The sequence below is a fragment of the Corallococcus praedator genome, from assembly GCF_003612125.1.
GTDB lineage: Bacteria > Myxococcota > Myxococcia > Myxococcales > Myxococcaceae > Corallococcus > Corallococcus praedator.
In genome coordinates this window covers 1-11,963 of sequence record NZ_RAWI01000291.1, presented here as the reverse complement: position 1 = coordinate 11,963, position 11,963 = coordinate 1, and the positions used below count along the sequence as shown (strand labels likewise).

Genomic DNA, 11,963 nt, shown 5'->3' with positions numbered 1-11,963 from the left:
AAGAGACAGCGTCCACCCTCCCCCGCCGCCTCCGCCGCGTTCTTCACCAGGTTGAGCAGCACCTGCCGCAACCGGGACGGCTGCACCCACGCGATGCCTTCACCGTGGACCTCCACCGTCACCGGGCCCAGGAGGGCGGACTCGCGCAGGCGGGCCACCACCTCTTCACACGCCTCGCGCAGCGCCACCGGCTCCACCGGCCCGCGTCCCGGACGCGACAGGTCCAGCAGCCCCTCCACGATGTCCTGACAGCGCACCGCCTCCTCCTCCACCACGCGCAGGTCCTCCGCGAGCGTGCCCTCCGCCCGCCGCTGCAACAGCCGCACGTACCCGAGGATGACGCCCAGCGGGTTGTTGATTTCATGCGCCACGCCCGCCGCCAGCCGGCCGATGCCCGCGAGCTTCTCGTGCTGGACGAGCTGTGACTGGTGCGCGCGCAGGGCCCCTGTCATCCGGTTGAGCTGCGCGGCCAGATGGCCCAGCTCCCCCGGGTCATCCTCCGGGATGCGCACGTCCAGGTCCCCGCGCGCCAGCCGGGCCGCCCCTTCCGACAGCCGCGCCACCGGCCGCGCCACCGAGTTGCCGATGTAGACGCCCACGCCCGCCGCGAACAGCGTGGCCCCGCCCAGGAACAGCAGCGCCCAGCGGAAGCTGTCGCGCTCCACCGCGCCCACGTGCGCCTCGAACGCCGCCATCGACGCGTCCGAGCGCTCCGTCAGCCCATCCACCCGCGCCTGGATGCGCGACACCCACTCCAGGGCCCGCCCGTGCGCCGCCTCCACCGCGCGCGCGTCCTTCGCCATCACCGCGGGCAGCAGCGTGTCCCGGTAGAGGACGTCCAGCGCGTCACCCGCCGCCTGGATGTCCGCCACCGCCGCGCGCTCCTCCGCGTCACGCGCCTGCTGCGAAAGCCTCCGCGTCAGCGCCTCCACGCGGGCGCGGGCCTCCGTGTGGAAGCGCCGGTGGCTGTCATTGCCCAGGATGATGGTGTGCGCCAGGTGCGCGTACTGGTCGCGCACCGCCGTGGCCAGCTCGCGCGCCTCCCGCGCCCGTCCGCCCACCTCGCGCAGCGCGTGCGTGCCCTCATGGATGTCCGACAGCCGGCCGAGCGCATAGCCCGACGCCGCCGCGAACAGCGCCACCAGCGCGCCGAACGCGAGCAACAACCTGCGGGTGGTGGTGCCGGAGACAGGGCGCATCACGGGCCTTCTTATATGGCCGGGGCCCGGTCCCGCGCCCCGGTGTCCTCCACCAGAGCCCCGATACCTCATTCCCCTTGCGCCCCGCCCCGCCTGCCGAGCATGACTCCACCCGAGAGGCGTGCGGGTCCATCCTCGAGGGATGCCCGACACGGGGAGCCACTCATGGCGATGCGCTTCAAGAACCTGGATGGCAGCGGACCGCACCCGTTCAACACCGTCTTCAAGTGGGCCGTGGTGGACAAGCTTTCGGGCAAGCGCCGCAAGTCGCCCGCGCGCGCCACCGTGCCGCACGTGGAGCCGGACCTCGCGGTGCTCGCCACCCCTCCCGCCCCGGGCGAGGGCGCGCGGCTGACGTGGCTGGGTCACGCAAGCTGGCTGGTGCAACTGGATGGCGTGTCGCTGCTCATCGACCCGGTGCTGCGCGACGCCATCAACGTGGTCATCCACCGCAACGTGCCGCCCGGCGTGCCGGTGGAGAAGCTGCCGCCCATCACCGCGAGCCTCGTGTCCCACAACCACTACGACCACCTGGACCTGCCCACGCTCAAGCAGGTGGGGGCCCGCGTCATCACCGGCCTGGGCCACGCGCCCATCTTCCAGGGCGAGGGCCTGCCCTTCAGCGAGCTGGACTGGTGGGAGTCCACGCAGGTGGGGCCCGTGCGCGTGCACTACGTGCCGTCGCAGCACTGGAGCCGCCGCGGCCTCAACGACGCCAACCAGATGCTGTGGGGCGGCTTCGTGGTGGAGGGCTCCAGCGCGCGCGTCTACCACTCCGGCGACACCGCCTACTTCCAGGGCTTCAAGGAGATTGGCGCCAGGTTCCCGCACCTGGACGCGGCGCTGCTGCCCATTGGCGCGTATGACCCGGCGTGGTTCATGCGCTTCCAGCACATGAACCCGGAGGAGGCCGTGCAGGCCTTCGAGGACCTGGGGGCGCTCGCGTTCTTCGCCATGCACTGGGGCACGTTCAAGCTCACCGACGAGCCGCTCGACGAGCCGCCCGTCCGCCTGGACGCGGAGTGGCTGCGCCGGGGCTGGCCGCGCGACCGCGTGCACGTGCTGCCCGTGGGCGGCACGCACACCGTGCGCCACGGTTGAGCCCCGGCGGGGCTTGTGTTCTCAAGCAGGCATGCTCCTGCCCACCCTCACCGCCCTGGTCCTCACGCAGGCACCACCCCTCACCTCCACCTCCGAGCAGAGCGGCTGGACGCGCACCGGCCGCTACGCGGAAGCCGAAGCCCTCTGTCGCGCCCTTCCCAAGGCGTTCCCCGGCAGGGCGCGCTGCGACACGCTGGGCCTGTCCCCGGAGGGACGCCCGCTGGTGGCGCTGGTCGTCAGCCAGGACGGCACCCTCACGGCGGACGCCGCGCGCAAGAAGCAGCGCCCCGTCGTCTTCTTCCAGGGCGGCATCCACGCGGGTGAAATCGACGGCAAGGACGCCGGCTACTGGCTCCTGCGCGACGCGCTCCAGGGCAAGGCGCTGCCGGACGTGCTCAAGGGCGTCACGGCCGTCTTCGTCCCCGTCTTCAACGTGGACGGCCACGAGCGCTTCAACCCCAACCACCGCCCCAACCAGGTGGGCCCGGAGGAGATGGGCTTCCGCACCACCGCGCAGAACCTCAACCTCAACCGCGACTACGTGAAGGTGGACGCGCCGGAGATGGCGCTGCTGCTCAAGTACCTCAACGCGTGGGACCCGCTCGTCTACGTGGACCTGCACGTCACCGACGGCGCCAAGTTCGAACCCGACGTCTCCGTGGGCCTGGAGCCCCAGAAGTCCGGCCCGCCCGCGCTCCAGGCGCTGGGCACGAAGCTGGTCGCGGAGCTCTTCACCGGCCTCACCGCCCAGGGCCACCAGCCGCTCGGCTTCTACCCGTCCTTCCTCGAGGACGATGACCCGACGAGCGGCTTCGCCTACGGCGTCCCCCCGCCCCGCTTCAGCCACGGCTTCTGGTCCATCCACCACCGCTTCGGCGTGCTGGTGGAGACGCATTCGTGGAAGACCCACGCCCAGCGCGTGAAGGCCACCCGCGACGTGCTGGAGGGCCTGTTGCGCCTCGTCGCCCGCGACGGCGCCGCGCTCCTGGCCGCCGTGAAGGCGGAGGACCAGAAGGCCACCTCCGGCCAGGTGCGCGAGGTGGTGCTCGGCTGGGGGAACACCGCGAAGCGGGAGACGCTCCAGTTCAAGGGCTATGCGTACGAGCGCGGGCCGTCGGACATCTCCGGCCAGCCGTGGATCCGCTACGACGACACGAAGCCCCAGACGTGGACGGTGCCGTACGCGCCGGAGCTGAAGCCCACGCTCACCGTGACGCTGCCCGCGGGCGGCTACGTCGTCCCCGCGGCCCACGCCGCATGGGTGGAGCCGAAACTCGTCACGCAGGGCATCACCTTCCAGCGCATCCCCCGCGCGGTGCCCGCCGCCAAGGTGGAGTCGTTCCGCTCGCGGGACTTCCAGTTCCGCGCCCAGTCCAACGAAGGCCACCAGACCCTCACCGCGAAGGGTGAATGGAAGCCGGACACGCAGGATGTGGCCGCAGGTTCGCTCTACGTGCCCGTGGCGCAGAAGAACGTGCAGCTGGTGGCGCACCTCTTCGAGCCGTCCGGGCCGGACTCGTTCCTGGCGTGGGGCTTCTTCAACGCCCACTTCGAGCAGAAGGAATACATCGAGGACTACGTCGTGGAGCCCTTCGCCCGGGAGCTGCTCGCGAAGGACGCGGGCGTGAAGGCCGCCTTCCAGGAGAAGCTGAAGGACCCCGCGTTCGCGAAGGATCCGCGCGCCCGCCTGCGCTTCTTCGCGGAGCGCCACCCGGCCTGGGATGAGCGCTTCGGCCTCTACCCCGTCTACCGCGTCGCGGGCCTTCCGCAGGCCGCCGCCGGGAAGAAGTAGCCCCGGAACGAAGAAACCCCCGACCCTCAGGTCCCTGGAAGGGACGTGAAGACCGGGGGCTTCTGGATGCCTTGCTTCTCAGTCACCCACGCTCCCCCGGTCCGCGCGGCGCCGGGGGAGCGTCTTCATTCCCGCCGCATCAACCGATGGGCTTCTCGCAGGCGCACGCGCTGACGTTGCACGTGAAGCCCGGGGCGCAGCCGCCGCAGTCCGGCTGGCAGACGCAGGCGCAGAGGCCCGGGTCGGCCGCGAAGCCGGTGCCGCAGTTGAGCGCGCCCGTGTCGCAGACGCAGCCGCAGGCGTTGTTGTCGAACTTGTAGCCCGCCGCGCAGGACGCGGACTGCACGCAGGAGCACGAGCAGGAGTTCGTGTTGCACGTCTCGAACGTGCCGCACTCGCCGCCGCAGTCCGGCGCGCAGGTGAAGTCACACACGGCGCGGTCGGTGTTGCACACCTGACCCGCGGGCGCGGTGCCGCCGCAATCCGCCGGGCACTCGCACTTGTCCGTGACGCGGTTGCAGGCGAGCTTGCCCGTGCAGAAGTCCGCTTCGTTCGGGTTGTAGTACTGGGTGTCCGTCGAACAGGGCGGCGGGCTGCCGTTGGGGTTGTTCGAGCGGTCGATCCAGTAGCGGTACGACAGCGCCGCCTGCGTCTGACCGGACGTCTTGGGACGGCACGCGCCGTAGAACGACACGGTGCGGTTGATGCCGTCCACGTCGAAGCCGTTGGTGCGGCTGCGCGGCAGGTCCCCGATGCTCGGGCACGCGGCGGGGTCCACCACTTCGGCCACGGCCACCTTCAAGGACGCGCCGATGGGCGGCTTGAGCGTGCGGTAGCCCACCGAGGCGATGACGCTGTCCACGATGGCGTTGATGGTGTTGGTGATGGCCACCTTGTCCCGGAGGCTGCCCGACACGCCGCCCGTGGCCCGGATGACGTCCAGATGGCGCGGGTTGGTGGGGTCCTCGGACGCGTCACAACGGCCGCCATCCGGCGGACAGATGATGCCGTGGACCTGGATGGACTGCCCGGTGGGGTTGCTCGTCGTCCCGGACGCGGTGCCGGTGTTGTTGAAGTACGCCGTGTAGTTGGCGACCGTGTCCGTGGACTGGTCCTTCACGTCCGTGAGGATGATGACCACCAGCTTGGCGCCCGCGCGCAGCTTCGTGTCCGCGGCACCCTGGGAGGCCCCCAGGTCGTTGATGGCCTTGCGCGCCGACTCCAGTGGACGCTCGGCCCCGTCACCCGCGAGGCCCACCCAGCACTGCTTGTCCGTCGTGCAGACGGTGTTGGGGATGGGGGTGTAGTTGGTGCCGGCCTTCACGGCGCACACGCTGTTGTTGCACACCGCGTTCTGGGTCAGCCACGACTTGAACTGGTTCACGTTGGTGGTGAAGTTGCGCAGCACGCCCGTGTTCGGCTTGGCGCCGTGGGTGTAGCTGGTCGTCACCATGCCCAGGCGCCAGTCCATCGCGGCGTTGCCCAGCTTGTTGGCGACGGCCGTGGCGGCCTCCGCCAGGTACGTCTGCGACGACGCCATGGAGCCGCTGTCGTCCACCACGAAGAGGAAGTCCACGATGGCGGTGTTGCCCGTGAAGACCTCGCACTGCACCGCGTCCGCGTCGCCGAACTGCGCCAGCGCGGAGCCGCCCGCCGTGTCCGCCGTGGTGAACAGGCTGCCCGCCTCCGTGTAGCTGCCGGCCGGGGTGATGGCGAGCACCACCACCACGCTCTGGTCGGAGCGGTGCACGTACTGCGCTTGAATCTTGAACGGACCGGTGATGCCGGCGTTGCCACCCAGTTGCTCCGTGGTGGCGGGAACCAGCGCCTTCACCAGCGTGTTGGTGAACGCCTTGAGGTCCGTGGTGCCGGCGAGCGCGTAGCGGGAGACCGCCGCGGGGAAGCCGTCCCAGGTCGTGAACGTCTGGGTGAACTCCACGGTCGCCGTCGCCAGTTCCGGCGTGCCGGTGCGGATGCCCGACTCGTCGTCGGACGGCGTGGTGGAAGCGCCCACCTGGGCGCGCTTGTACGCGATGAACGTCACCTGCTTGGTGTCGTCGTAGCCCATCACGCCCACCGTCTGTCCGGAGGCCTTGATGTTGATGAGGTTGGCCGTCTTGAAGGTGTTGGGCAGCGCCAGCCGCATGTCCGCGCCGCTGTCCTCGCGGAACGTCACCGTGCGCAGGTTCTGCGCGCTGCACGCCTTGCCCGCAGGCGTGTTGGCCGCGCCGTCCGCGGGGTTGTTCGGGTTCAGCTCGCCCGGATCCACGCGGCCGTTCTGGTTGGAGTCCTCCGCGCCGTCCGGGATGCCGTCACCGTCGGAGTCCGGCTTGGTGGGGTCCGTCTTCGTCGTGGGGTCCGCGTCGCCGGAGTAGCCGCAGGTGGTGCGGGGGGCCGCCGCCGTCGCCACGCCGCGCTCCACGCCGTCCAGCAGGCCGTCACCGTCGGTGTCAGGGTTGGTGGGGTTCGTCTCGCCGGCCTCCACGATGCCGTTGGAGTTGGGGTCTTCCCCGAGGAAGGCGTTGCGGCCGGCGCCATCCTGGAGGCCGTCGCAGTCGGTGTCCGTCAGGCGCGGATCCGTCTCACCGGAGTCCACGCGGCCGTTCTTGTTCTTGTCCTCCACACCGTCCGCCACGCCGTCGCCGTCCGTGTCGGCCTTGGTCTTGTCCGTCTGGGTGGCGTCCTCCACCGAGTCGGGGATGCCGTCGAAGTCGGTGTCGGGGACGGACGCGGCGCAGTCCGCCACGCGCGGGTTCTTCTCACCCGGGTCGTGGACGCCGTTCTTGTTCGTGTCCTCCGAACCATCCGAGCAGGTGTCGCCGTCGGTGTCGGGCTTGAGCGGGTCCGTGCCGGTGGACTTCTCCAGGCCGTCCGGCAGGCCGTCGTCGTCGGTGTCGCGCTTGCGCGGATCCGTCTCACCGGGGCTCAGCGAGCCGTTCTTGTTCGCGTCCTCCACGCCATCGGACAGGCCGTCATTGTCGGAGTCCGCGGTGTTGGGGTCCGTCTCTCCGAGGTCGCGCTTGCCGTTGCGGTCGGCGTCCTCCAGGCCGTCCGGCAGGCCGTCGCCGTCCGTGTCCACCTTCACCGGCGAGGTGCGCGAGGCCGGATCCTCATCCGGGTAGAACGAACAGGTGGGGACCACGCTGCTCGTGCGGCCCACTTCCACGCCGTCGCGGATGCCGTCGCCGTCGGTGTCGCGCAGGCCGGGGCTCGTCTTCAGCCCGCCCGTGTAGACGGTGGAGTATTCCTCCTGGTCCGTCAGGCCGTCACAGTCCGAGTCCTTGGTGGCGTTGGTCGGATCATACGGGTCGGTGGGGACCTTGCCCGGGTCAGGATCGGGGTCCACGATGATGCCTGCGTCCTCGACGTAGCCGGCGTCGAAGCCCGCGTCGACGACACCGGCGTCGGTGCCGCTGCCGCCATCGTCGGAGGGGCCTGCGTCGGTGCCTGGGCCGGGGCCCGGATCGGGGTCTGGGTCACTGCCACCGCAGCCCGCAAGCAGCGTGGCCGCAAGCAGGGTGCCGGAGAAGAGTCGGATCCAATTGCGCATACGAGTTGGCACTCCGGGAAGGGGGGTTACGGAGAGGCCCCAGCATAGAAGGAGCCGAGCGGAATTCCGATGTAGGTGCTCCCCTGGTAGGAGGGACGCATCTCGATTTGGAAACTTTGCGTCCGCCGCTGTCGCCTGTTTCCGACCGCACTGTCTGGACGGGGGACTGGAGGGCTCGGCTATCGTCCGGCCCGTGCCTGTCTTCGGTCTCGCGGCGGTGTGGAGGGGAGGGGCGTCGCCCGCGAAGGCGGCGTCCGTGGTGGAGGGCCTGGGCGCGTTGCTGCCGTCCGCGCAGTCCATGCAATTGCTGGTGGCGTTCCGCGACGAGGAGGGTGCGCTGGAGGTGAAGGTGGAGGTGCCCGGCTATCCGCGCGCGGCGGTGGAGCGGTTGGGCGAGGAGGTGCGCAAGAGTGGCGGCACCTTCGTGGAGCTGTGGCGGCTGCCCAAGTCGGAGCGGGACGCCCTGCGCTCGAAGACGCTGGCGGGCGGCACGCCGTTCACCGGCGACGAGCGTGCGCAGGCGGCGCAGGAACTCCAGCAACACCTGGAGGCGCTGGCCGCGCGACCGCCGCCGTCCGCGCCCCTTTCCACCGCGCCCGCGCCGGAAGTCGCACCCGCGCCCACGCGGGGCGGCGAGTCCTACCGTGCCCCGGAGGAGGAGGCGCCGGAGGACGGGCCGCAGCGCCGGGGCCGGCGCTTCGCCGTGAAGCTGGAGCTGGAGTTCCGCACGGAGCTGGACTTCGTGCGCGAGCACGCGCTGAACATCTCCAACGGCGGCCTCTTCGTGCGCACCGCGCACCGTCCGCCCCAGGACAGCGTCGTCACGGTGGACGTGAAGCTGCCCAACGGCCAGCGGTTGCAGGGCGAGGCTTTGGTGGTGCACGTGGTGGACGCGCCGTACACGGGCGGCGTGGGCCTGGCGTTCCTGAGCGACGACGCCACCTTCTCGCGGACGCTCGACGACTACCTGGCGAGTCTGGTCGGCGGGGAGAAGGCGTGACCACGCAGGAGGAAGGGTCCCTGGAGAAGTGGCCCCGCGACTGCGGGCGCTTCCAGCTGTTGTCCCGGCTGGGGCGCGGCGGCAACGCGGAGGTGTTCCGCGCGCGGATGGTGCAGGGGATGCTGGCGGGCGAGGAGGTGGCCCTCAAGCGCGTGCGTCCGGAGCGCGCGAGGGACCCCGAGGCGCGCGAGCAACTGCTGCATGAGGCGGAGCTGGCGCGCTGTCTGTCGCATCCGCACATCGTGGGCTTCCGCGAGTACGGCGAGCAGGCGGACGGGCCCTATCTGGCACTGGAGCTGGTGGAGGGCACCGACCTGGGCCGGGTGCTGGCGCAGTGCCGGCGTCGGCGCATCGAGCTGCCCATCGACATCTCGGTGATGATGGTGCGGCACGTGCTGGAGGCGCTGGCGCACGCGCACGCGGCCACCAACGCCAAGGGGCGGCCGCTGGCGGTGGTGCACTGTGACGTGTCGCCGCACAACGTGCTGCTGTCGCGCGGCGGCGAGGTGAAGCTGGCGGACTTCGGCGTGGCCCGCTCGCGCGCGGGCATGGCGGTGGACTGGCGGCGCATGGGCAAGCAGCACTACCGCTCCCCGGAGCTGCTCGCGGGCGAGGTGTCGGTGGCGGTGGACCTGTGGGCAGCGGCGGTGCTGCTGTACGAGCTGCTGTCGCTGGAGTCGCCCTTCGAGGGCAGCACCGAGGAGGAGGTGGAGGCCTCCATCCGGGGTGTGCGGGTGACGCCCGTGCGCATGCTGGCGCCGGAGGTGTCCGACCCCTTGGCGCTGGTGTTGGACCGGGCGCTCGCGCCGCATCCCGCGCAGCGCTTCTCGTCGGCGGAGCAGTTCGCCCGGGCGCTGGCGGCCCTGAGCGACGACCGGGTGGCGACGCCGCTGGCGGTGGCCGCGGTGGTGCGCGGCCTGATGGGCGCGGAGCCGGTGTCGGGCTGACGCCCGGGGCGGCTCACGCCACCTGTTGTCCCAAGGCGACGGTGATGCCGCCGTCGCCTTCCACCACGAGCCGGCTGCGACCGCCGCCCTGCTTCACCACGCGCACCTGCACGCCGATGCGCTCCGCCAGCCCGCTCACGTGGGAGATGATGCCCACCTGCCGGCCGGTGGCCTGGAGCGCGTCGAGCGTGGCCAGCGCCACCTCCAGCGTCTCCGGATCCAACGTGCCGAAGCCCTCATCGATGAAGAGGGTCTCCACCTGCGTGGTCTCCGACGACAGCGAGGCCAGCCCCAGCGCGAGCGCCAGGGACACGAGGAAGCTCTCGCCGCCGGAGAGGCTGGCGACGCTGCGCACCTCGTCGCCCATGTCGCCGTCCACCACCTGGAGGTCCAGGTCGTGGCCGGGCACGCGCTCCAGCCGGTAGCGGCGCGCAAGCTCGCGCAGGTGCGCGTTGGCGTGCAGGAGCAGCGCATCCAGCGTGAGGCTCTGGGCGAACACCTTGAACTTCTTCCCGTCGTGCGAACCGATGAGGTCGCCCAGCGTCTTCCACACCTCCGCCGCGCCCCGGCGCAGCTCCAGCGCGCGTGCCTCCGCGCCGTGTCGTGCGCGGGCCGCGTCGTCATTGTCCAACCGGGCGCGCAGCATGGCCTCCGCGCGGCGGCGCACGTCGACATCCGTGCGCAGGCGCTCGCAGAGGTCAGCGACGTCGGCTTCGGCCAGCGCGGGGAGGCCCGAGGCTTCATGGCGGACGCGGCGTTCCTGGCGCTCCACGAGCACGGCGCGGGCCTGGGCCACGGACTCGCGCAGGGCGTTGAGCGAGCGCGCTTCGCTGTCGCACCAGGCGGCATCGCGGGACAGCAGGGCCTTGAGTTGCTCCAGCGTGGTGCCATGGCCCGCGAGGCGTTCGGCGAGGACCGCCTGGGCGCTGTCGAGCGCGCGGACCGCTTCGGCGCGCAGACGCACCGCGTCCTCGGCGCGCGCGGTGGCCACCTTCTCCGCCTGCTGGAGGGACTCGGCGGCCTCGCGGGCGCGCTCGTAGGCGTCCACGGCCGTGTCGAGCCGCGACTGGACCTCCGCGCGCACCTCCTGCGTGGGACGGCCCTGGAGCAGTCGCGCGCGGGCCTTCGAGGCGTCCTGGAAGGCGGCGTCCTTGAGGCTCGCACGTCCGGCCGCGGTCTGGGCGTCCTCGTGGCGGGCCTGGAGGCGGACCTCTTCCCGGGCACGGCGGCCCTGCTCTTCCTCCAGGCGCTTGCGCGCGGCTTCGAGCTCGGCGACGCGCTCGCGCCACTTCGTCACGCGCTCCAGGCACCGACCCTGGAAGCGCAGCGGATCCTCCGCGAGCTTCTCCTGCCAGGGAGAGGTCTCATTGGCGAACGGCGGAGCGACCTCGGTGAGCGCGCGCTGTCGTGCCTCGCGAGCGGTGTCGCGGCGAAGAAGCGCTTCGCGGTGGGCCTGCACCGCGCGGGCAAGGGCATCCTCGGCCTTGCGCAGCGCTTCGGCGGAGCCCTCGCGTCGCGTGCGCAGGGTCTCCAAGCGGGCACGGGCCTCTCGCGCGGCGGCGGCCCGGAGCTCCGCTGACTCCTCCTCCTCACGCAGGGTCGCAAGCCGGACGCGCACGTCCTCCTGCGCCCTCTGGGTCCACGCCTGCGCGCTAGCGGCCTCCGCGTGCTCGGGGGGCGCGTCCCCAGCGCGGGAGTTCTCGGACCTGCCTGCCAGCGATGCGGCGGCCGCCGGGGACAGCGAGCCATCCACGCCGGAGCGCACCTCTCCGGGCAATGAGGACACGTCGACGCCGGGGAGCACCGCGCGGGTCCACCGCTCGCGCGCTGCCCTCCAGGATTCCTGATGTCCCTTGCGCCTGCGGGCTGCCGTGTCGCGCCGACCTTCTGCCTGCGTCGCGGCCGTGTCCGCCGTCGCCTGCCGTACGCTCGCCGCGCCTTCCTGCTTCGCCGCGACATCCCGCGCCGACTCCAGCTCCACCACCCGGGCCGCGGCCTCCGCGACCAGCCCCTCCAACGCCGAACCCTCGCGGGCATACGGATGCTCGAGCGCACCACACAGCGGACAGGCTTCGCCCTCGTGCAGCGCGGCCCGGTGCGAGGCCAGTCCCTGCGTCGCCTCCGCGCGCGACTGCGCACGCCGGGCCTCCTGCAGCATCGCCTCCTGCGTCGCACGCCGCGCCGCCGCGCCCTTCGCCTCCTCCCGCGCGCACTCCGAGGCTTCGCGGTGCGCCTTCACTTCCGCGTCCGCGTCGCCTTCCGCCGAGCCCTCCACCCGCGCGCCCTCCCCCGCGAGCGCCAGTGCCCCCAACGCATCCTGCCGCGCCAGCAGGGCCTCCCGGAGCGCCCGTCGCGCCGCGCCCCCGTCCTCCCC

Annotated in this window: 7 protein-coding genes; 4 read left to right on the top strand and 3 right to left on the bottom strand. The window is 71.8% G+C overall.

Annotated features, from left to right (window positions below; genetic code table 11):
- Positions 1–1,199: sensor histidine kinase (locus tag D7Y13_RS29360; RefSeq protein WP_120630840.1), on the bottom strand; the 1,199-nt coding region annotated here is incomplete at its 3' end.
- A gap of 165 nt (positions 1,200–1,364) precedes the next feature.
- Between D7Y13_RS29360 and D7Y13_RS29355 the strand changes: the two genes are divergently transcribed.
- On the top strand, positions 1,365–2,300 hold the full coding sequence (locus tag D7Y13_RS29355) for an MBL fold metallo-hydrolase (RefSeq protein WP_120584185.1): 936 nt from the start codon (positions 1,365–1,367) through the stop codon (positions 2,298–2,300).
- 31 nt (positions 2,301–2,331) lie between these two features.
- A complete protein-coding gene (locus D7Y13_RS29350) occupies positions 2,332–4,092 on the top strand; it encodes a M14 family zinc carboxypeptidase (RefSeq protein WP_120584186.1) in 1,761 nt (586 codons plus the stop codon).
- Positions 4,093–4,231: 139 nt separating this feature from the next.
- On the opposite strand, the gene cglD is transcribed toward D7Y13_RS29350, so the two are convergent.
- The gene (gene cglD, locus D7Y13_RS29345) at positions 4,232–7,642 is read right to left on the bottom strand and encodes an adventurous gliding motility lipoprotein CglD (protein WP_120584187.1); all 3,411 of its coding nucleotides are present in this window, start codon (positions 7,640–7,642) and stop codon (positions 4,232–4,234) included.
- 193 nt (positions 7,643–7,835) lie between these two features.
- Between cglD and D7Y13_RS29340 the strand changes: the two genes are divergently transcribed.
- Positions 7,836–8,642 (top strand): TIGR02266 family protein, encoded by an 807-nt coding sequence (locus tag D7Y13_RS29340; protein ID WP_120584188.1) that lies wholly within the window; start codon positions 7,836–7,838, stop codon positions 8,640–8,642.
- Positions 8,639–9,589, top strand: a complete 951-nt coding sequence (locus D7Y13_RS29335; RefSeq protein WP_233595639.1) for a serine/threonine-protein kinase — start codon at positions 8,639–8,641, stop codon at positions 9,587–9,589. The genes D7Y13_RS29340 and D7Y13_RS29335 overlap by 4 nt, the downstream gene beginning before the upstream one ends.
- A gap of 13 nt (positions 9,590–9,602) precedes the next feature.
- On the opposite strand, the gene D7Y13_RS29330 is transcribed toward D7Y13_RS29335, so the two are convergent.
- On the bottom strand, positions 9,603–11,963 hold a 2,361-nt coding region (locus D7Y13_RS29330; protein ID WP_279637129.1), incomplete at its 5' end, for an SbcC/MukB-like Walker B domain-containing protein.

What these genes read in the sequence shown, in the direction of transcription:
- D7Y13_RS29355 (WP_120584185.1), top strand. Translation starts at nt 1,365, where the DNA reads ATGGCGATGCGCTTCAAGAACCTGGATGGCAGCGGACCGCACCCGTTC.
- D7Y13_RS29350 (WP_120584186.1), top strand. Translation starts at nt 2,332, where the DNA reads ATGCTCCTGCCCACCCTCACCGCCCTGGTCCTCACGCAGGCACCACCC.
- cglD (WP_120584187.1), bottom strand. Translation starts at nt 7,642, where the DNA reads ATGCGCAATTGGATCCGACTCTTCTCCGGCACCCTGCTTGCGGCCACG.